This is a genomic window from Thalassospira sp. SN3W, from assembly GCF_038070535.1.
Lineage (GTDB): Bacteria > Pseudomonadota > Alphaproteobacteria > Rhodospirillales > Thalassospiraceae > Thalassospira > Thalassospira xiamenensis.
In genome coordinates, this window is the sequence record NZ_CP121124.1 from 742,501 (window position 1) to 762,019 (window position 19,519).

A 19,519-nucleotide genomic window follows, 5' to 3' on the forward strand; every position below is an offset into this window, starting at 1 on the left:
TAGAGCTTTATTCCTATGAAGTCGATTTCCAGCGCGACATTCAGCCCGGTGACAGTTTCGAGGTGATGTTCGAGGAACTGCGCAACGATGCCGGCGAGCGCGTTCGCTATGGCGATGTGGTTTATGCCAGCATGACGCTAAGCGGCAATAATGTCCGTCTGTATTCCTATAAAGACAGCAATGGCGATGTTGACTTCTATAACCAGAAGGGCGAATCGTATCGCCGTGCCCTGATGCGCACCCCGATCAATGGTGCGCGTCTGTCATCGGGCTTTGGCGCGCGCAAGCATCCGATCCTTGGTTTTACCAAGATGCACAAGGGTGTGGATTTCGCCGCCCCACCGGGAACGCCGATCTTTGCGGCAGGTAACGGCACCGTTGCCCAGATCGGCCGCAATGGGGGTTATGGCAACTATATCCGTCTGCGCCACAACGATTCCTATGATACCGCATATGCCCATATGAAGGGCTTTGCCAAGGGCCTTAAACAGGGATCGCGGGTCAAGCAGGGGGATGTCATCGGTTATGTCGGCACCACCGGCGCATCGACCGGCCCGCACCTGCATTTCGAAATCCTGAAAAACAACGCCCAGGTCAACCCGATCAAGGTCAAGATGCCAAGCGGCAAGACCCTTAAAGGAAACGAACTGAAAACTTTCCTGGCCAAGGCAGAGGGGCTCCGCGGGCAGTATGCCGAACTTTCGATGCATAACCGCAAAGTCGCCAGCGCCGAATAAACAGCACTTCCTGAAAATTTAGCAAGCCCGCCATTTGGCGGGCTTTATGCTTTTGGTGCCTGCTCGCCCCCCAGCATTTTATGCATTTCAAGAATAAGACCGTCATAGAAATCACGTGCCATACCCGATAACGGCCGCACGTTGGACGTAATGATTTCCAGTGGCTCCATAATGCGAGGACGAAACGGCAGCAACCGGATGTTGGGAAAGTTGAAGGCATCGCTGAAATACCGGCAATTAAGGGCATCGACCAATGTCAAACCCATGCCGAGATTGACAAACGACATGGCATGAACCGTCGTATGGACCTCGATGATACGATTGAACGTGATCCCGGCATCGTCATAAGCCCGGCGCAATTCCCGTGTGGTGGCATTTTCCGAATCAAGTGTGATCCAGGGGGATGTTCCGGCATCCGCCAATGTCACCTCATCAAGCCGGGCGGCAGGATGATCAAGTGGAACGGCACAAAAGCAGGGCAAATCCATCGAAACCGATTCATGGCTAAGCGAGCTTTCGGATTTATCCACCAGCCCGATCTGATACTGTCCGGATGCCACCCCCTGCCGGATCACTGAACAACCCGCATGATGCAGGCTGACCTGCACACCGGGATTCCTTTTCATGTAATCGGCAATCAGTTCAGGCAAAAAGCGATAGGCAGGGCCAAAGATGGAACAGATCCGCAAACGCCCGCCCTTATTATTGCGTGCCGCTTTCAGACTGTCTTCAAGATGGCTAAGCCCTTGCAGAATTGAATAAACTTCATCATGCAGGAAGTGCGCTTCGTCGGTCGGCAGGAGTTTACCGTTATGTCGAACGAACAGCTTGTAACCGATTTCCGCCTCGAAATTCGCCAGCATCTTGCTGGCAGCAGGCTGGCTGACGAAGCTTCGTTCGGCCGCGCGGGTGATGCTGCCAGTGACAAAAACCTCGTGAAATATCCGTAAACGCTTGATATTCATCAATCATAACTCGAAGTTATCGAACCATTAAAAACATTCAATACCATTATTCTTGTTCTTATCCTAGGATCACGATGATTTTGCGCCGGGGGGCCGGAAATCGCGTCTGATGCAGCAGCATCACAAACTGCGATACGGAAAACCGGTTTGCAGAAACAGCATCAACAAGAACCTTAATCAGGGAAGCATAATGAATAAATTTGCCTCGGCGCTGGCTGTCAGTGCAGCCATGATTTTCGTCCAGACGTCGGCCAGTCAGGCCGAAGAAGGCACATCGACACTTCAGACCGTCAAGGATCGCGGCAGTGTTAGCTGTGTGATCGGGAACTCCTTCCCGGGCTTTTACAGCCTGAACAAGGAAGGCGAATGGCAGGGCATGGATATCGATATGTGCCGTGGTGTTGCCGCAGCCGTTTTCGGAGATGCCGGCAAGGTCAACTTCCTGCCGGTTCAGTGGGCACAGAGCTTTACCACGATCAAAAGCGGGAAGGGCGACATCCTTTCCAAAGGCATGACCTGGACGCTGTCACGTGATGTAAGCCAGGGCCTCGACTTCCTTGACACCTATTTCTATGACGGTCAGGGCTTCATGGTTCGCAAGGACCTTGGTGTCACGTCTGTCAAACAGCTTAAAGGGGCGACGGTATGCGTGCTGACCGGCACATCGAGCGAACTGAACCTTGCAGATTACAGCCGGACACATGGTCTGGACCTGAAAACGGTTGTTTTCGATGATTCGGCCGTGCGTAACACCGCGTTCTTTAACGATAACTGCGACGCGCTGACCAATGACAAATCCGGCCTTGCCGCACAACGTTCCGCCGCACCGAACCCGGCAGATTATGTTGTTCTGCCCGAAACCATTTCCAAGGAAGCCCTGTCATTTGCCGTCAAACAGAATGATAGCGAATGGGCCAATGTCGTGAAATGGACCTTCCAGGCGATGGTTGCCGCCGAAGAATACGGCATTACCTCGGAAAATGTTGATGACATGCGCGCCAATTCGGAAAGCCCGATCATCCGGCGTATTCTGGGGGTCGAAGGTGATCTGCATGTCGGTCTGGGATTGCCGCAGGACTGGGCCTATCAGGTCATCAAGAATGTTGGCAATTACGGCGAAATCTATGAACGCAATGTCGGCCCGGACAGCATTCTGGGTCTGGACCGCGAAGGTACGCTCAATGCCCTTTGGCAGGGTGGCGGCCTGATGTATGCAAAGTCATTCCGTTAATTCCGTACGTTCAGGCAGGCTGGTGATCCAGCCTGCCTGAATGCCCCACATTCCCACGGTTACCCCGGTATGAACTTTATTTCGCCATCGCGTCCAAAACCCGGCATCGCGCACAGCATTTTCTCCTGTCTGAACAAGGATTCAACACGCGGCGTGGTCATACAGGCCGCAACGCTTGGCCTTGTGCTGGCAGTTCTTTTGTATCTGTTTTCAAATTCGGCACAGAACCTTGACAGGCTCGGTCTGAGTTTCGGGTTTGACTTTCTGCAAACGACCGCCGGCTTTGACATAAGCTGGAGCCTGATCGCCTATGACCCGAGTATGAGCTATTGGCGGGTCTTTCTGGTCGGGATCGTCAACACCCTGTTCCTGTCCTTCTGTGTCATTGTCTTTGGCACCCTTATCGGCACCATTGTTGGCATTTTGCGCCTGTCCCATAACCCGTTGGTGTCGCAACTGGCGCGTTGTTATGTCGAGGTGGTCCGTAATGTCCCGCTGCTGATCCAGATTATTTTCTGGTTCACCACCGTCTTTTCCGCCCTGCCGCCACCGCGCAGCGGTTACGGGTTTGCCGGGCTGATCTTTTTGAACAATCGCGGCTTTTACATGCCATCCGCCGTCAGTGATATGTCCGGCTGGCTGATTGCCGCAGTAAGCCTGATATTGCTTGGCACGCTCTGGTTCTTGTTGCGTGGCATACGTCGCCAGCAACGCCAGAACGGATCGGTCAGCCGTTCGTACCGGATTGCCTTTGCCCTCTGGGGGCTTGTGTTATGTGGCATGGCCCTGATCGTTGGCAGTTCATTGCGCTGGTCTGTACCCGCGTTGCAGGGCTTCAATATCGAGGGCGGCATGTTTTTGCCCTCGGCATTTGGCGCGGCCTTTATCGCAATGACGGTTTACCGGTCCGCCGCCATTGCCGAAACCGTGCGTGCGGGCATGGAATCCATCAGCAAGGGACAACATGAAGCCGCCGCGACCATCGGCTTTTCACGGTTTCAGACGCTTCGCCTGATCCTGATTCCACAGGCCGTTCGCGCCATTATTCCGCCGCTTGCCAATTCCTGGCTGGTCGCGACCAAGGATTCGTCGCTTGCCGTTGCCATCGGCTTTCCCGAACTGGTGTCGGTCTTTATGCAGACATCGGTCAACCAGACGGGGCGCGCGATCGAGATCATTACGATGGTGATGGGCTTTTACGTCGTGGTCAGTCTGATCATTTCATATCTGCTCAACAAATATAACGCCCACGTGCAAATCAAGGCGAGGTAAGCAATGTCTGAACAGAAGCTCAAACATTTCGTTCCCACCCCGCCCCGCCTTCCGGCCACGAACGAGCAAAACCTGCTGCGTCGCATTCAAAAGCGCTGCTTTAACAGCATCGGCAACAGCCTGCTGACCATTTCGGTTCTGGTGCTGATCTATTATGTCGCGAAGTCGTTTCTTGACTGGGCTGTCTTCAACGCGGTGTGGAATGCGGCCACCCGGCGCGAATGCATGGATATAAGCCCGGATGGTGCCTGCTGGGCCGGTGTGATCGACTGGTTTAACGGCCTGATTTACGGGCGTTATCCGGATGAAGAACAATGGCGCGTCAATGGCGGTGTCATCATGGCGCTGTTATGGTTATTGCCCCTGATGACCCGGCGCATTGCCTATCGCAATTCCATCCTGATCAGCTGGATCACCCTGTATCCGTTCCTTGGGGCCTATATGTTTCTTGGCGGCACCTTCGGACAGGATGTCGGGATCATTCATATGATCTTTACGTCGCTGGCTGCGGGCTACTTCATCCTGCTGTATCTGAACTGGATGCTGTGTGCCGCCGGGCAGCCATCCCTGCCGGAAAGGCTGACACCGCTGACGTCAAAGCTGTTTCGGCGCGGGCAACATATGAACGGTTTCCTTTTGATCTGGGCCGTTCTGTCGATCCTTTGCGGCGGCGTACTGGCGCAGGTGCATCTGGAACCGGTTCCGGTGGATCGTTGGGGCGGATTGTTCCTCACACTGATCATTGCGTCTTTTGCGATTACCATGTCCATTCCGGTCGGCATTCTACTGGCCCTTGGGCGACGCTCGAAACTACCGGTCATTCACTGGCTATCGATGATGCTGATCGAACTGGTACGCGCGGTTCCGCTGATTACCGTTCTGTTCATGGCCGTAACCCTTTTGCCGATCTTTTTGCCAAGCGGTGCCGAGCCCGACAAACTCTCGCAAGTCCTGTTTGCGGTCTGCCTGTTTGCCGGGGCCTATATGGCCGAAAACATTCGCGGCGGCCTGCAGGCCATTCCCGACGGCCAATATGAAGCCGCCCAGACACTGGGCCTTGGCTATTGGCTGACGATGGGCCTGATCATTCTGCCACAGGCCATGCGGCTGATGATCCCCAACATCATGACATCCTTTATCAGCATGCTCAAAGACACGACCCTGGTGTCGATCATCGGCCTGTTCGACATCATGCTGATGGCGCGCAATATCGCCAACGACAAAAACTGGATCGGCCTGCATACAGAACCGCTTGCCCTGATTTCGATCCTGTTCTTCGTGATGTGCTACGGCATGTCGCAATACAGCCTGAACCTTGAAAAACGACTGAAAGCGCATCGCTCATGACTCTGTCTGATCCGCAGGCACCGGCAGGCAAACTGTCCCGCCCGGCCATTGAAATCGATAACCTGAACAAATGGTTTGGATCCTATCACGCCTTGCGTGACGTCTCCCTGACCGTTGGCGAGCAGGAGATCATGGTGGTGTGCGGCCCCTCTGGCTCCGGCAAGTCCACTTTGATTCGCTGCCTCAATCATCTTGAAGAATATCAGGAGGGCCGGATTTGCGTCTTTGGGCAGGAACTTGCCCGCGACCAGAAAAGCGACCTCTTCATTCATCAAACCATGGGCATGGTATTTCAGAACTTTAATCTGTTTCCCCATCTTACGGTTTTACAGAATTGCACCCTTGGCCTGACATGGTTGCGCAAGAAAACCGAAAGCGAAGCCCGCGATATCGCCATGGGATTGCTTGAGCGTGTTGGCATCGAACATCTTGCGGATCGCTTCCCCGGGCAGCTCTCCGGCGGTCAGCAACAGCGCGTGGCGATTTCGCGCTCCCTCGCGATGGATCCGAAAATCATGCTGTTTGATGAACCGACATCAGCCCTTGACCCCGAAATGGTCAAGGAGGTGCTTGATGTGATGGTCAAGCTTGCTGAAACCGGCATGACCATGGTGTGTGTCACCCACGAAATGCAGTTCGCCCGTCAGGTCGCCGACCGCGTGGTGTTCATGCAGGACGGCGAAATTGTTGAAGTTGGCCCACCTGAGCAAGTCCTCTTGCATCCGCAATGGGATCGCACGCGGGAGTTCCTCAATCACATTCTTTAGGTCCTGATCCCCTAATCCCCGATACACGCCCTGAAACGGAACACATCGAGATGTTGGCAAAACATTCATCGAACTATATCCATGCGCCTTATTGGCAGGCGGCCATCGCGCCGAAAAAACCCGAAGCATCGATCAACCTTCGCGATCTTCCCAAGCGTGCCGATACTGTCATTGTCGGCGGGGGCTATACCGGCATCTCGGCCGCCATCACCCTTGCCCGTGCCGGGCAGAAAGTCGTTGTTTTCGAAGCCGACGCGTTCGGTAACGGCGCCAGCAGCCGCAATGGCGGAATGCTTGGCCCGAGCTTCAGCAAGCTGGGTGAAAATGGCCTTGAACGCCAATATGGCCGCGAACAGGTTCACGCCACGATCCGCGAAAGTCTCGCCGCCTTTAACTGGCTGGTCGATTTCATCCGCAACGAACAGATCGACTGCGACCTTCAGATTTGCGGCCGTTTTCGCGGCGCCAGTCACCCCGCTCACTATGCCGGTCTGATCGAACAGGCCAGCGAAATCGCCAAGATTGTCGACTTCCCCGCGATTGAAATCAGCCGCACCCAACAGGGCGACGAAGTCGGATCGAACGCCTATTACGGCGGCGTGGTTTATCCGACCGATGGCGCGGTCCATCCGGCCAAGCTTTTTCACGGTCTGTGTGAAATTGCAAAGCGCGACGGGGCATTACTGTTTGATCACAGTCCCGTACGTCAGGTGATCAAAAACAACAGCCAGTTCAACATCAGCATCGATGACAAGAAAATCACCGCCGATCATGTCATCATCGCGACCAACGGATATACCGGCGGGCCGTTCGGTAAATTCAAACGCCGCCTGATTCCGATCCGCTCCGCGATGATCGCCACCGAAGAATTGCCGGAATCCGTCATCCGGTCGGTGTCCCCCAAACTACGCTGTCACGGCAGCACCGAACGTCTCTCGGTCTATTACCGTCCCTCCCCCGATGGCAAACGCATCCTGTTTGGCGGGCGGTCGCTTGGTTATGGTGATTGCCCGCAGATATATCATAAATACCTGCAAAACTTCATGACGCGCCTGTTCCCGCAGCTATCAAACGCAAAACTTGATTACGTCTGGTCGGGCAAAATCGCCTACACCTTCGATCATGTCCCGCATATCGGGGTAATGGATGGCATGCATTATGCCATGGGCTATTGCGGATCGGGCGTCGGACGGGCGAATTACTTCGGACGCAAGATTGCGCAAAAGGTGCTTGATCAGGCCGAAGGCTACACAATCTTTGAAGAATTCCCCTTCAAGACCCGCCCGTTCTATACCGGTCATCCGTGGTTCCTGCCCGCGATCATGAAATGGCACAGCTTGGCGGATCGACTTGGGTTTTAGGGGCGGCATTAATCCCCCTCGGAAATAAGAAAAGGGCGGCCCGACGGGGCCGCCCTTGCTTGTCTTTTAATCCATAGCCGATTGCTGGGGCCTATGCCGCATCCTGTTCGAACTGCAACCTGGCCAGACGGCCATAAAGCGGGTTTGATTCCATAAGTTCCTGATGGGTCCCTATGGCAATCAGCTTTCCGTCATCAATCACGGCAATCCGGTCGGCATGCAGCACGGTTGCCAGTCGATGGGCAATCACAAGGGTGGTGCGTGTTGCCATGATGGTTTCAAGCGCCTTCTGGACCACCTGCTCGCTTTCGGCATCCAGCGCACTGGTGGCTTCGTCAAGCAGCAGAACCGACGGATTGCGCAGGATTGCGCGTGCAATCGCGATGCGCTGGCGCTGCCCACCCGAAAGACGAACGCCCCTTTCCCCCAGGAAGCTGTCAAAACCGTCGGGCAACCGATCAAGGAATTCGGTTGCATGGGCGGCATCGGCCGCCGCCCGGACGTCCTCGTCGGACGCGTCAGGGCGGCCATAGCGGATGTTTTCCCACGCATTGGCGGCAAAAATCACCGGATCCTGCGCCACCAGACCAATCCGTTCGCGCACGGCGATCGGATCAGCCGTACGGATATCGACGTCATCGACCTTGATCACGCCGTTCGCCGGATCGTAGAATCGCAGCAGAAGCTGAAACACCGTGGTTTTGCCCGCACCCGACGGGCCGACAAGTGCTACGGTTTCCCCCGGTTTGACCTGTAACGAGAAACCGGTCAGTGCCGAGCGGTCCGGGCGCGCCGGATAATGGAAAGTGACGTTTTCAAAACTGACATGGCCAAGATGTTTTTGCGGCATCTGGACCGGGTTTGCCGGTGCGGCAATCGCCGGTTCGGTTTCAAGCAACCCCATCAGGCGTTCAGCCGCCCCCGCCGCGCGTTGCAGATCACCGATCACCTCGCTGATGGCACCGACAGAACCGGCAACAACAATGGCATAGAACACAAAGGCAGAAAGGTCCCCGGCCGAAATCGTGCCATCCAGCACGTCATGCCCGCCGATCCATAAAATCGTCCCCACCGCGCCAAACACCATGACGATGACAATGGCGGTCAGAAGGGCGCGCGCCGAAATACGCGAAATCGCGGTTTTGAATGCGCCTTCGACAAAGCCATCAAACTTGTCGCTTTCAATCTTTTCGTGGGTATAGGCCTGAACCGTCCGCAGCGCATTGAGCGATTCTTCGGAAAAGGCACTGACATCGGCAATGCGGTCCTGTGCCTCACGCGACAGGCGGCGTACCCGGCGCCCGTAACCGATGATCGGCACAACCACCAACGGCACGACGAGCAAAACAAGTGCGGTCAGTTTGGGGCTGGTGATCGCCAGCATGGTCAGACCGCCGACAAACATCAGGATATTGCGAAGCGCAATCGAAACACTTGATCCGATCACAACCTGCAAAAGGGTGGTGTCTGTTGTCAACCGCGAGAGGACTTCACCTGTGCGGGTTACCTCAAAGAATCCCGGATCCAGCCGGATGATGTGGGCATAAACCGCCGAACGGATATCGGCAACAACACGCTCCCCGATCCACGATACCAGAAAGAACCGGGCATAGCTTGCCCCGGCCATCAGCAGCGTTACGGCAAACAGAACAAAAAGCGCCTGATCAAGCAAGGAGGCATTGCCATCGGCAAACCCCTGATCAACAAGCATGCGCAACCCGCTGCCAAGCGCAAGCACCGTGCCCGACGCAACAACCAGTGCCACCATCGCACCGGCAACCTGCAACCTGTAGGGCCGAACGAAGGGGATAATGGCGCGAAGAGCGGAGAAATTACGACTGGAGTCCCTGTCTGCAAGACGGGGTGAAGTACGAGGATTTAATGCCACAGCAGCCTTCCAGTTTACGCTTTTCCTGCCATTTCCATGATCGGATCAGTCGAGATCAAGTCGCCGACCGGTTTTCACCGCAAGATCCGCCGAAAGCTGATCGGTCAGCGTCGTCGACCCGCGGGTCGAGGTCCAGCTTTCATTGTCTTCATCGAAATCATAATGGCTGGCCCCGCTGACCGGCGAGGACATCCATATCTGGCGGTTCGGACCATGTTTATTGATGATGAACTGTTCACCCGAGTCGAGCTCGATCGTCAGGATTCCCGATTGCAGATCGACATCAAGATCATCGCCCATCTCGTCATCTATATGATCCGAGAGGGTTTCGATGGTGTCATCAGCAAGCTGATGGAAGCGGGTTTCATCAAGGGCCACGATCAACACTCCGTCTGTCAAAAGGGGCAAAACGCCCCCTGGCAAGGCGACAATTTCATATGCTGGCGCACCATACTATATAAAGAGTCTCGCGCAAGTCTGCATCACACAGGAACTACGGATTATTACCCGATGCGGTGTGCAATATCACCCTGCCCGCCGGGAAAAAACGCCTATCGCAACCGTTAATCAGGCTTTATCCAATAATTCCCGGATACAGGGGTTGCATAGGTCGATTTTTTACCTTATACACCGCGCTTCAAATTCCGGAGTGATAGGCGATGAAAAAAGACATCCATCCCGATTACCATGAAATCACCGTTCAGATGACGGACGGCAGCAGCTTCACCACCAAATCGACCTGGGGCAATCCGGGCGACGTTCTGAAGCTTGACATCGATCCGAAAAGCCATCCGGCTTGGACTGGTGTTCATCGTCTGCTCGACAGCGGCGGTCAGCTCGCGAAGTTCAAAAAACGCTTCGCCGGTTTCAATATCGGTAATAACTAAGCAAATTTCGCCTTTCTGGCGATTTATGGGATCAGCGCCCGCTAGCGTCTTCATGATGCTGCGGGCGTTTTTCTTTTCCGGATGCAGAATCAGAATGGTATGCAACCCAGCTATACGGGGGCATTAGCCATATTTAATGGTCATCCGGACATTTTCTTGCCATAATCTTCAACCGGCGCTATACCGCGCGGAAAACGGGGATGGGGTCCCCCTATTGTCAGGAAGACTGGGCGAACCGAATGAACCAGGTGATTGCGCGCACCCAGGTCAGTTATGAGGTCTATGTAAAAGACCGTTCAGGGCGTTGGGAAATTCACGCCCATTTTACCGGTGCGCAGAAAAAGCAGGCCGAGGAAGAGGCGCGCTCGCTTGAAAAGATGGCGCATGTCTCGGCTGTGAAGGTCATTCGCGAAGTCTATAACCATGCGACCAATGCCGCGGATGAATATGTCATCTATGAAACGCGGCAAAGCGGCGCAAAAGACAAACCCCAGAACGCACCAAAGACAGCACCAACCCGCCCGGCCCCGGCGCGTGCGCCAGCAAGCCCCCGAACAGGTTTCCCACCCGGCCCTAAAACCGGCCCGGACAAAGGTCAAAACAGCCAGCCCGGATGAAAGCCCGGGCCTCATTGCTGTGGCGCTGAAACTGGTGATGGCGTTTTGCATCGCGATTGCCATCGGTCTGGCTGCGATGCTTGGCGCATCTCACGGGCTTGAATATCTGCCGCGTATGGGACTTTCGATCAGTCAGGGCTTCTACGACAAGGCCAATTTCATATCCTTTATTGTCGGCTTCCTTGCCAGTGCGACACCGATGCTGATGAGCATCACAAGCAAATTCAAGGGCAAGGCACGAACAGAGCCGGCGCAACAGCCCGTGGCCAAACGTTCAGCCAGACCGGGGCGCAAGACGGCATCGCCGAACCGCCCGTCCTTATCGGGCAGCTTTGCAGAAATGGCCGCCGAGGTTGCGCGTTCTGAAAATGAAGCAATGCCCGACATCGATGCGGATGAAACCGACGATACCCAATCCGCATCCGAGCCGCGCGATGACGGCATCCCCGATCAGCCAATGACCGTAACGCCAGCCCTTCAGGCCACGCGCGAGGTCATGAAATCCTTCATCGCCGGTTCGATAGAAGCCATCAAGCGGACCGTTCCGAACATGGACGCCTATCACAAATTCGGCGTCAATCTTTACGTTGCCGGTGCCTGCGACGCGTGTAGCGAGAAGAACGCCCTTGGCACCAGTCAGGGACGAAGTGTTCTGAAAGACTGCATTTCCGCACTTGGGGCAACCCACAATATGGCCGACACATTCTGCAAGAATGTCGACAGCTATATCCTGGAACCAAAATACAAGGACATGTATGGCGCGGGCAGAAGCTCGATGGATGCCTACATGAAGGACGAGCAGAGCATCACCACATCGGTGTCGCGTGCGATTGCGTCATGGTCCGAAAAGCCGACTGGCGCGCCAGCAAACGCGAATAACAAGCTGCATGCGCTGATGTTTACCGACATCGTCAATTCGACCCAGATGACCCAGCAACTGGGTGATGTCGGCGCCCAGAAGATGGTGCATATCCACAACCAGATCGTGCGCACCGCCCTGATCAATAATTACGGCAAGGAAGTGAAGCATATGGGGGATGGCATCATGGCCGTGTTCCCGTCGTCTGCAAGTTCCGTCGAAGCCGCCATCGAAATTCAGCGCAACATGGCGCAGCATAATGGCCGCGAGGACCTGAAATTCCAGGTTCGCATCGGCATCAATGCCGGCGAGGCCATTGCCGAAGAAAACGATCTGTTTGGCAGCGTCGTGCAACTTGCCGCACGTGTCTGCGCCCAGGCTGGTGGTGACGAAATTCTGGTATCGCAGAACGTAAAGGATACCTACGCCGGCAGCCGGGCGACCTTCACATCGAAAGGCACACGCCAGATGAAGGGCTTTGCCGAACCGATAGAAGTCTTTGCCGCGACCCCGCGCGCCTGAAGCATTTTGCCTTTAATCTGAAGAAGGTGGCTGAACCGTTGCTCAGGCTGAACAGCGTGCCGCAACCTGAAGCTCCATCCGCGCCGTTCGCATATAAAGCGAATGGGCCCGTTCCATAAGATCGCGAAGGGCGGGGGGAAATCCTGTTTCTTCGTCGCAGTCGTCGCGAACACAGATTTGCAGATCGACCATCAGATCATCAAGATCAACCGCATCTTCCCAATCAATCTCGCCCTCCTCAACCGCCCGCACCGCAAGCAGCCACGCCATCGTCCGGATCAGGCGGCTGGTCATGCGCATCTCCTCAACGAATTGCTTCATTCCAGGGCCACCATGGACAGCACGGCGCGATGCGGTTCGATTTGCGGAAAGATAATTTCGTGCCTCCACCAGCAGGGTGAAAGCCTCGTCATAGGTTCGCGAAAGAGGAACAATCGCGAAGTTGCTTTGATAGGGTTGCCCGATCCCGGTCGGGTGATCCTTTTTTGTCATAAAGCTTATATGGGAAACGGACACCGGGCTTCAAGCATTCGGGAAAATTTGCCCTGAATTTGCCCCGAAATAGAAAGACCGCCCCAAAGGGCGGCCTTGCCTCAACCTGCTAAACTTGCCGGACTTTTTTTTATTCTTGATCTTGTTTGTGGCCGAACTCTAGCTAGCGGTTGGCAAGGGGTCAAGGTAATAAGTGTCGGAAATATGACAGTACGTATTAATACGTACCGAAATACGTATAAACAGTACGTAAAAGGCGAAAACATAAAAAGAACCGCCCTAAATTCGGGCGGTTCAGTTTAACAGGGAGGCATCGAAACATCACGTTCGACAAGGGGCCAAACAGTGGCCCACTACCCATATATAAGACGGTAAGTTTAAGATTCAATTAACCGGAGGTTTAAAAATATATCCTCACGTTTAATATTTTGGCGTACCCGCCCCCGTCAGTTCTTGAAAAGCGCTTCCGCCCCGGCGCGAACACCATTGCGATGCTCCATTGCCGCATCAACCCGCACCAGTTCCTGCTGCAGGGCGGCTCGATAATCGACAAGGTTTTCAATCGACATTCCGTCAAGGCTCCGCGGCAGGCCGAACATCGCGGCCAAAGGTTTTTGCAGGTCGTCTTCTTCCACAGTCATCCTCCTTTGACATTTTGCCCCTGGCGGTTTTGCCGCTATTACATAGTGACCGAATTTATCATTCGCTATGGAGTTTTGTCATGACCTTGCCAGACGACCTTGCCCCAAGCCTTGCCCCAGACCTTGCCAAAGACATGCAGGCAATCGAAATCCGCATTGACGGCGAAAACCGCTATCTTGCCGCAGGCAAGGTCGCGATGCCGGAAATCGCGCAGGGCGAGGTTCTGGTGCGTATTCGTGCCGCCGGGGTCAACCGGCCCGATCTGATGCAGGTGGCCGGGATGTATCCCCCGCCCCCCGGCGCATCGGAAATCCCGGGGCTTGAACTTTCCGGTGAAATTGTTGCCACCGCCCCCGATGTCACGACATGGAAGGTTGGTGATCAGGTTTGCGCGCTGGTCACCGGCGGCGGCTATGCCCAATATGCCGCTGTACCCGCCGCCCAATGCCTGCCGGTTCCGGCTGGCCTTTCCATGACAGAAGCCGCAAGCCTTCCCGAAACATTCTTTACCGTCTGGCACAATGTTTTCGACAAGGCCGGACTTAAATCCGGCGAAACCTTCCTTGTTCATGGTGGCACATCGGGGATCGGCACCACCGCGATCCAGCTTGCCAAGGCGTTTGGGGCGCGCGTGATCACCACCGCCGGCACCGATGACAAATGCCAGGCCTGCCTGGACCTTGGCGCGGATATCGCCATCAATTACAAAACGCAGGACTTCGTCGAACAGGTAAAATCCGCAACCAACGGCAGGGGGGCGGATGTCATCCTTGATATGGTGGCGGGCGACTATGTTGGCCGCAATTTCAAGGCGGCCGCAATGGAAGGCCGCATCCTGATCATCGCGTTCCTGAACGGGCCAAAGGCCGAAACCAACTTTACCCCGCTTCTGTTAAAGCGCCTGACCCTGATGGGATCAACCCTGCGCGCCCAGCCGGTTGCCAACAAGGGTGCCATCGCCCGAAAGCTTCGCGAACAGGTCTGGCCGCTATTTGAAAACGGCACGATCAAACCGGTCATTTACCAAACCCTGCCGATGGATCAGGCCCAACAGGCGCATGAGATTTTGCAGGGTGGCGCACATGTTGGAAAAGTGGTACTGGAAGTGCCTTGATCGTTTACGGATCCGGGTTGAAGGCATATCGATCACCATCGGCTTCACCCTTTCCCGGCAACAGGCCTTCGATTGCGGGTCGAAAAGAAATATTCTTTTCGATAACCTGCAACAGATTGTTGCTTTTAACCGCACATTGATCGAAAAGAGCGCTGTGGCGGTTCCAGCGACGCGCGGCACTCACCTTGGGTTGCCTTTGCTGCGTTGCCGGAACACCAAAACAGATTATATTCTGGGGCAGATATTCCCGCGTATTTGGGGTTCATCCCATCGCCGGTCTCCAGAGAGAGAAAGAGTAAACAGGAGGAATTATGGCTCAGCCCCTCATGCCCAAAGCAACGGCCGTATGGCTTATCGACAATACCGGTTTGTCGTTCCGGCAGATTGCAGCCTTTACCGAGCTGCATGAACTGGAAATTCAGGCCATCGCCGATGGCGATGTCAATCAGGGGATTGTCGGCCTTGATCCGGTTGCCAATGGTCAGTTGACCAAAGACGAGATCGCGCGCTGCGAAGCTGATCCGCGTGCATTGCTGAAAATGGCAAAGTCCGACCTGCCGCGTCCGCGCGCGCATGGCAAAGGCGCACGTTACACCCCGGTTTCAAAACGCCAGGATCGCCCGAATGCGATTGCATGGCTGCTTAAACACCATCCGGAACTCTCGGATGCGCAGATTTGCAAACTGATCGGGACCACCAAGGACACGATTGGCAAAATCCGCGACCGCACGCATTGGAACTCGGCCAACCTGACGCCGCGCAACCCGGTGACCATGGGTCTTTGCATCGAACTTGACCTTGAAAAACAGGTCGTGATCGCACGCAGCAAAAACCCGGAAAAGGTCGTCAAGAATGTCGAGCCAGATCCGCTGCCCGAAGAATTGCAGATCAACCCGGAACCGGATTATCCCGGCAAAAAGGATGATCGCAAAAAAGACGAACCCAAAACATCCGATTACATGGAAGCAGCAGAAAACCTGTTCCGCTCCTGATCGATGCAAAGGCCGCCCACCGGGGCGGCCTTTTCTCTTTGGCGACCAACCCAAAAGCGAATATGTTTTGTTTCATATGAATGCCGTGAAACGGTAATATTCCTGAAATGAACACGACATAACATTCGTTCAAACAAAACCGCGAAACAACCGCCAAAGAACCCCTCATGCAAAAACGTCCGACTGAACGTCAGGCCAGCATCGTTGAACTTGTCCGTGCTGACGGTTTCAAGACCATTGAACAGCTTGCCGAACGTTTTCAGGTAACCCCGCAAACCATCCGACGCGACGTAAACGCCCTTTGCGACGAAGGATTGCTGCGCCGTCGCCATGGCGGGGTTGAACCGGCGCTCGAACATGAAAACATCGCCTATCGGGCGCGCAAGGTTTTGCATGTGAATGAAAAGCGCAAGATCGCGGCCCTTGTCGCGCGCGCCATTCCCGATGGCGCCTCCCTGTTCTTTTCAATCGGCACCACACCGGAACTGGTGGCAAGTGCGCTTTTGCAGCATCGCGGTTTGCGGATTTTCACCAACAACCTCAATGTCGCCTATGTCGCCGCCACCAATGACAGCTTTGATGTCACCCTGATTGGTGGCCGGTTGCGCAATCGCGACCGCGATGTTCTCGGGCCAGAGGTCGAGGCCTTCTTTAACAGCTACAAGGTCGATTACGGCATTTTTGGCGTTGGCGGCATTGATGCCGATGGCAGCCTTCTTGACTTTGACGAACAGGAAGTCCGCGCACGTTCCGCCATTCTGACCAACTCGCGCCAGACCTATCTGGTCGCCGACCATACCAAGTTCGGCCGCAATGCCGTGGTGCGGGGCGGCTCTGTCACACAGGTCACCGCCTTCTTTACCGATTGCGCACCGCCCGCTGCCATCGCCCAGATGATCGAAAAAAACGGCGTTGCCCTGCATATCCCCGAACCAAACGCCGAATTCCCGACCTTCTTCGTCCCCGAAGAAGACTAGCTGACACTAGGCCCCGTCCAGTCCCGCGCGGCCGCAATCAACCCGTTGCGGACTTCGCGCAACCCGCTGTCCATCACCTTGTCGCGCCGGACCACAAGTGCCAGACGCCGCGCAAGGTCCGGGGCAAGTTTGCGGGTTTTGATCGGGAATTGTGTGCGGCCCAACCGCGCGCCCATGGCGGGCAAAATCGTTGCTCCCAACCCGGCACCCACCAGTTCCTTGATCGCCTCGACACTGCCCAGTTCCATGATCGAATGCCTGGCAACACCGGCGGCCCGCAGCCAGTCATCAACAATCGTGCGCGTCTGCCCACCGCGTTCATACAGGACCAATGGAATATCTGCCAGATCAGCCGGCCGGACCAGATCGGGCACATCCATCCCGTCGGCAAAGATCGCGACAAACGGATCGGTCAGAACCGGCACGATATCCAGACTGCGCCCGCTGGCCGGTAATGTCACCAGCCCGATATCAAGGCTGTTTTCCTCAATCGATTTCAGAACGTCGCTGGTATTGCCGGTCCGAACGATGATTTCAAGCCCCGGAAAACGCCGCTGCAACTGTTCAAGAACCTTTGGCAGGAAATAGATGCAGGCCGTTGCACCGGTTCCGATGTGCACCTGCCCGACCGTACCACTGGCAAATCCCGCCACCGCGTCCAGAGCGTTCTGAACCGATGCGTCAATCTCCCCCACCCGATCCAGCAATGCCTGCCCGGCGGGTGTTGGCATCGCGCGTTTGCCAACCCGTTCAATCAGACGCACGCCAAGTCTGTCTTCAAGCTGGCGGATCTGTTGACTGATCGCAGGCTGGCTTAAATTCTGCCGTGCGGCGGCGGCTGAAAAACTGCCAAGTTCGATCACATCGGCAAAGGCATGCACCTGATCAAGGTTAAGGCCACGCATCTAAAACTATTCCTTATGATCCGCATAAGAATACAAATCTTATCTTATTTCAGACGACCGGCTAATGTCACGCCATACCGTCAATTTCTGATATGGAACCCCGATCAATGTCGACTGATACACTGCCCGTCGCCACCAAAACGTCCGATCTCGTCATACGCGATGCCGATCATGCCGACATTGCCGCGATCACCGCAATTTACCGCCACCATGTCCTGACCGGCACCGCCTCGTTCGAAGAAATCCCGCCGTCCGAGACCGAAATCACCAATCGCTTTGATGCCATCCGCGCCAATGGCCTGCCCTATCTGGTCGCCCTGCGCGGTGATGTCATCGTCGGCTATTGCTATGCCAGTCTCTATCGCCCGCGTTCGGCCTATCGCCACACGGTTGAAAATTCGATCTATGTCGCGCCGGACTGCATCGGCAACGGGATCGGTGCGGCCCTGATGGCGGCCCTTCTCGAACGCTGCGAAGCCGGTCCATGGCGGCAGATGGTTGCGGCCATCGGCGATAGCAAAAACCACGCATCCATTGCCCTGCATCGGAAATTCGGCTTCGACATGACCGGCACCTTCCACAATGTCGGCTACAAGTTCGGCACATGGCTGGACTCGGTTCTGATGCAGCGCCCGCTTGGTTCCGATCAGCCACTCATCCCCGGCCCGGCCGATAAATGATCACCCGCGCGCTTGTCATAAAGCTGGGGCTGGGGCAGCTCATCAGTTGGGGCACGGCCTATTATCTGATTGGCAATTTCGGAACCCTGATCGCCCAACATCACGGCTGGTCCAGCAGCGTGGTTTATGCCGGTTTCTCGCTAAGCCTTCTGACCATGGCGGTCGTCTCCCCCTTTTGCGGCAGGATGATCGACCGTCACGGCGGGCGGATCATCATGACGATGGGGTCATGCCTGAACGCCCTTGGCTGTCTGATCCTTGCATTCGCCGATCAGCAGATCCTGCATTTCATCGGCTGGATCATTCTTGGGCTTGCGATGCGCGCCACCCTTTATGATGCGGCCTTTGCCACCCTCGCCCGGATTGGCGGGCGCGATGCCAGACGGGCGATGGGGCAGATCACGCTTTTTGGCGGCTTGGCATCGACCGTCTTCTGGCCGCTCGGGCATTTGATCCAGTCTGAATGTGGCATCACAATTGCCCTTGTCGCCTATGCCGGTTTTGCCCTGCTGACCATCCCGATGTATGCCGCCATCCCCGATGCCCGACATGGCGCACCTTCGGGAACCACCCTTAATTCCACCGATAATACCAATGACACCAGTAATGCCGATGACCATGGACTGCCAACGCATCAACGGCTGTGCGGCTTTCTGTATGCCGTGATCGTCACCCTGCTCAATGTCGTGAATGCCGCGATGTCGGCCCACATGATCGCGATCCTGATCGGACTTGGATTAACCACCGCCGCTGCGATCAATGCCGCATCGCTCCGCGGTATCGGCCAATCCGCGGCGCGTGCCGCCGAAATCCTGTTTGGCAAACGCATCGCCCCGGCAAGCCTGACATTGTTTGCCACCGCCGTTTTGCCGCTGTGCTTCGTCCTTGCTTTCTGGGGGGATCGGTTTGCGATTGCCGCCATGACCTTCACCCTGCTTTACGGGGCGGCAAACGGCGTCCTGACAATCACGCGCGGAACCCTTCCCCTGATGATCTTTGGCAATGCCCGATACGGTCATCAGGTCGGGCGTTTGCTGGTACCGGGATTTATCCTCTCCGCCCTTGCGCCCAGCCTCTACGAACGCGCCATCGCGCACTGGGGTCCCAACGGCGCACTCTGGCTTTCCATCGGCCTGCTGGCCTGTGCCTGTGGCGCAGCCATATGGCTTTATCTGCTCTTACGCCCGCAAAGGTCTGAAACCCGCCCTGCGCTGATTGTCCGATAGATATTTCTCATAAAAAAAAGCCGCAAATCAAATTTGCG

The 19,519-nt window shown here is 55.6% G+C and carries 20 protein-coding genes (1 of these 20 cut by a window edge); 14 read left to right on the forward strand and 6 right to left on the reverse strand.

Features of this window, described 5'->3' with window-relative positions; all coding sequences use genetic code 11:
- On the forward strand, positions 1-737 hold the 3' portion of the coding sequence (locus P8T57_RS03220; protein ID WP_341364557.1) for a peptidoglycan DD-metalloendopeptidase family protein. 574 nt of this gene lie to the left of the window's left edge; the window shows 737 of its 1,311 coding nt (coding positions 575-1,311); the start codon falls outside the window, past its left edge; its stop codon occupies positions 735-737.
- A gap of 44 nt (positions 738-781) precedes the next feature.
- Here the strand turns inward: P8T57_RS03220 and P8T57_RS03225 are convergent, their stop codons facing one another.
- Positions 782-1,702 (reverse strand): LysR family transcriptional regulator, encoded by a 921-nt coding sequence (locus P8T57_RS03225; protein WP_341364558.1) that lies wholly within the window; start codon positions 1,700-1,702, stop codon positions 782-784.
- 190 nt (positions 1,703-1,892) lie between these two features.
- On the opposite strand from P8T57_RS03225, the gene P8T57_RS03230 reads away from it, so the two are divergent.
- From P8T57_RS03230 to P8T57_RS03250, 5 genes are all read left to right on the forward strand, one after another.
- Positions 1,893-2,933 carry an amino acid ABC transporter substrate-binding protein gene (locus P8T57_RS03230; protein WP_341364559.1) on the forward strand — a complete coding sequence of 347 codons (1,041 nt, stop codon included), beginning with the start codon at positions 1,893-1,895 and terminating at the stop codon, positions 2,931-2,933.
- A 69-nt stretch (positions 2,934-3,002) separates the two neighbouring features.
- Positions 3,003-4,205: an ABC transporter permease subunit gene (locus P8T57_RS03235; RefSeq protein WP_341364560.1), complete on the forward strand. Its 1,203-nt coding sequence runs from the start codon at positions 3,003-3,005 to the stop codon at positions 4,203-4,205.
- A gap of 3 nt (positions 4,206-4,208) precedes the next feature.
- Positions 4,209-5,552 (forward strand): amino acid ABC transporter permease, encoded by a 1,344-nt coding sequence (locus P8T57_RS03240; RefSeq protein WP_341364561.1) that lies wholly within the window; start codon positions 4,209-4,211, stop codon positions 5,550-5,552.
- A complete protein-coding gene (locus tag P8T57_RS03245; protein ID WP_341364562.1) occupies positions 5,549-6,319 on the forward strand; it encodes an amino acid ABC transporter ATP-binding protein in 771 nt (256 codons plus the stop codon). The genes P8T57_RS03240 and P8T57_RS03245 overlap by 4 nt, the downstream gene beginning before the upstream one ends.
- 50 nt (positions 6,320-6,369) lie before the next feature.
- Positions 6,370-7,680, forward strand: coding sequence for an FAD-binding oxidoreductase (locus P8T57_RS03250; protein ID WP_341364563.1), 1,311 nt, complete (start codon positions 6,370-6,372; stop codon positions 7,678-7,680).
- Between the two features lie 91 nt (positions 7,681-7,771).
- Here the strand turns inward: P8T57_RS03250 and P8T57_RS03255 are convergent, their stop codons facing one another.
- Together P8T57_RS03255 and cyaY are read right to left on the reverse strand one after the other, a co-directional pair.
- Positions 7,772-9,568 (reverse strand): ABC transporter transmembrane domain-containing protein, encoded by a 1,797-nt coding sequence (locus P8T57_RS03255; protein ID WP_037990143.1) that lies wholly within the window; start codon positions 9,566-9,568, stop codon positions 7,772-7,774.
- 45 nt (positions 9,569-9,613) lie between these two features.
- Positions 9,614-9,946, reverse strand: coding sequence for an iron donor protein CyaY (gene cyaY, locus P8T57_RS03260; protein WP_007092401.1), 333 nt, complete (start codon positions 9,944-9,946; stop codon positions 9,614-9,616).
- 281 nt (positions 9,947-10,227) lie between these two features.
- Here cyaY and rpmE point away from each other — a divergent pair, with 281 nt between their 5' ends.
- The 3 genes from rpmE (at position 10,228) to P8T57_RS03275 (ending at position 12,453) form a co-directional block, all read left to right on the forward strand.
- Positions 10,228-10,455: a 50S ribosomal protein L31 gene (rpmE, locus tag P8T57_RS03265; protein WP_007092400.1), complete on the forward strand. Its 228-nt coding sequence runs from the start codon at positions 10,228-10,230 to the stop codon at positions 10,453-10,455.
- A 239-nt stretch (positions 10,456-10,694) separates the two neighbouring features.
- Positions 10,695-11,072 carry a hypothetical protein gene (locus P8T57_RS03270; protein WP_341364564.1) on the forward strand — a complete coding sequence of 126 codons (378 nt, stop codon included), beginning with the start codon at positions 10,695-10,697 and terminating at the stop codon, positions 11,070-11,072.
- On the forward strand, positions 10,990-12,453 hold the full coding sequence (locus P8T57_RS03275) for an adenylate/guanylate cyclase domain-containing protein (protein WP_341364565.1): 1,464 nt from the start codon (positions 10,990-10,992) through the stop codon (positions 12,451-12,453). Before P8T57_RS03270 ends, P8T57_RS03275 begins: the two co-directional genes overlap by 83 nt.
- A 42-nt stretch (positions 12,454-12,495) precedes the next feature.
- On the opposite strand, the gene P8T57_RS03280 is transcribed toward P8T57_RS03275, so the two are convergent.
- Both P8T57_RS03280 and P8T57_RS03285 read right to left on the reverse strand, forming a co-directional pair.
- Entirely contained in the window at positions 12,496-12,945 is a 450-nt protein-coding gene (locus P8T57_RS03280) for a DUF1465 family protein (RefSeq protein ID WP_341364566.1), read from the reverse strand.
- 446 nt (positions 12,946-13,391) lie between these two features.
- Entirely contained in the window at positions 13,392-13,586 is a 195-nt protein-coding gene (locus P8T57_RS03285; protein WP_341364567.1) for a DUF1192 domain-containing protein, read from the reverse strand.
- A gap of 80 nt (positions 13,587-13,666) precedes the next feature.
- On the opposite strand from P8T57_RS03285, the gene P8T57_RS03290 reads away from it, so the two are divergent.
- From P8T57_RS03290 to P8T57_RS03300, 3 genes are all read left to right on the forward strand, one after another.
- Positions 13,667-14,701 (forward strand): NAD(P)H-quinone oxidoreductase, encoded by a 1,035-nt coding sequence (locus P8T57_RS03290; protein ID WP_341364568.1) that lies wholly within the window; start codon positions 13,667-13,669, stop codon positions 14,699-14,701.
- Between the two features lie 311 nt (positions 14,702-15,012).
- On the forward strand, positions 15,013-15,693 hold the full coding sequence (locus P8T57_RS03295; RefSeq protein ID WP_040060006.1) for a cell cycle transcriptional regulator TrcR: 681 nt from the start codon (positions 15,013-15,015) through the stop codon (positions 15,691-15,693).
- A 167-nt stretch (positions 15,694-15,860) separates the two neighbouring features.
- Entirely contained in the window at positions 15,861-16,670 is an 810-nt protein-coding gene (locus P8T57_RS03300; protein ID WP_341364569.1) for a DeoR family transcriptional regulator, read from the forward strand.
- Here the strand turns inward: P8T57_RS03300 and P8T57_RS03305 are convergent.
- A complete protein-coding gene (locus tag P8T57_RS03305; protein ID WP_341364570.1) occupies positions 16,667-17,575 on the reverse strand; it encodes a LysR family transcriptional regulator in 909 nt (302 codons plus the stop codon). The two genes, P8T57_RS03300 and P8T57_RS03305, sit on opposite strands and share 4 nt — an antisense overlap.
- Before the next feature lie 107 nt (positions 17,576-17,682).
- Between P8T57_RS03305 and P8T57_RS03310 the strand changes: the two genes are divergently transcribed.
- The gene (locus P8T57_RS03310; protein WP_341364571.1) at positions 17,683-18,255 is read left to right on the forward strand and encodes an N-acetyltransferase family protein; all 573 of its coding nucleotides are present in this window, start codon (positions 17,683-17,685) and stop codon (positions 18,253-18,255) included.
- Positions 18,252-19,481 carry an MFS transporter gene (locus P8T57_RS03315; RefSeq protein ID WP_341364572.1) on the forward strand — a complete coding sequence of 410 codons (1,230 nt, stop codon included), beginning with the start codon at positions 18,252-18,254 and terminating at the stop codon, positions 19,479-19,481. Before P8T57_RS03310 ends, P8T57_RS03315 begins: the two co-directional genes overlap by 4 nt.
- The last annotated feature ends 38 nt before the right edge of the window (positions 19,482-19,519 follow it).

What these genes read in the sequence shown, in the direction of transcription:
- P8T57_RS03225 (WP_341364558.1), bottom strand. Translation starts at nt 1,702, where the DNA reads ATGAATATCAAGCGTTTACGGATATTTCACGAGGTTTTTGTCACTGGC.
- P8T57_RS03230 (WP_341364559.1), top strand. Translation starts at nt 1,893, where the DNA reads ATGAATAAATTTGCCTCGGCGCTGGCTGTCAGTGCAGCCATGATTTTC.
- P8T57_RS03235 (WP_341364560.1), top strand. Translation starts at nt 3,003, where the DNA reads ATGAACTTTATTTCGCCATCGCGTCCAAAACCCGGCATCGCGCACAGC.
- P8T57_RS03240 (WP_341364561.1), top strand. Translation starts at nt 4,209, where the DNA reads ATGTCTGAACAGAAGCTCAAACATTTCGTTCCCACCCCGCCCCGCCTT.
- P8T57_RS03245 (WP_341364562.1), top strand. Translation starts at nt 5,549, where the DNA reads ATGACTCTGTCTGATCCGCAGGCACCGGCAGGCAAACTGTCCCGCCCG.
- P8T57_RS03250 (WP_341364563.1), top strand. Translation starts at nt 6,370, where the DNA reads ATGTTGGCAAAACATTCATCGAACTATATCCATGCGCCTTATTGGCAG.
- rpmE (WP_007092400.1), top strand. Translation starts at nt 10,228, where the DNA reads ATGAAAAAAGACATCCATCCCGATTACCATGAAATCACCGTTCAGATG.
- P8T57_RS03270 (WP_341364564.1), top strand. Translation starts at nt 10,695, where the DNA reads ATGAACCAGGTGATTGCGCGCACCCAGGTCAGTTATGAGGTCTATGTA.
- P8T57_RS03280 (WP_341364566.1), bottom strand. Translation starts at nt 12,945, where the DNA reads ATGACAAAAAAGGATCACCCGACCGGGATCGGGCAACCCTATCAAAGC.
- P8T57_RS03285 (WP_341364567.1), bottom strand. Translation starts at nt 13,586, where the DNA reads ATGACTGTGGAAGAAGACGACCTGCAAAAACCTTTGGCCGCGATGTTC.
- P8T57_RS03290 (WP_341364568.1), top strand. Translation starts at nt 13,667, where the DNA reads ATGACCTTGCCAGACGACCTTGCCCCAAGCCTTGCCCCAGACCTTGCC.
- P8T57_RS03295 (WP_040060006.1), top strand. Translation starts at nt 15,013, where the DNA reads ATGGCTCAGCCCCTCATGCCCAAAGCAACGGCCGTATGGCTTATCGAC.
- P8T57_RS03300 (WP_341364569.1), top strand. Translation starts at nt 15,861, where the DNA reads ATGCAAAAACGTCCGACTGAACGTCAGGCCAGCATCGTTGAACTTGTC.
- P8T57_RS03305 (WP_341364570.1), bottom strand. Translation starts at nt 17,575, where the DNA reads ATGCGTGGCCTTAACCTTGATCAGGTGCATGCCTTTGCCGATGTGATC.
- P8T57_RS03310 (WP_341364571.1), top strand. Translation starts at nt 17,683, where the DNA reads ATGTCGACTGATACACTGCCCGTCGCCACCAAAACGTCCGATCTCGTC.
- P8T57_RS03315 (WP_341364572.1), top strand. Translation starts at nt 18,252, where the DNA reads ATGATCACCCGCGCGCTTGTCATAAAGCTGGGGCTGGGGCAGCTCATC.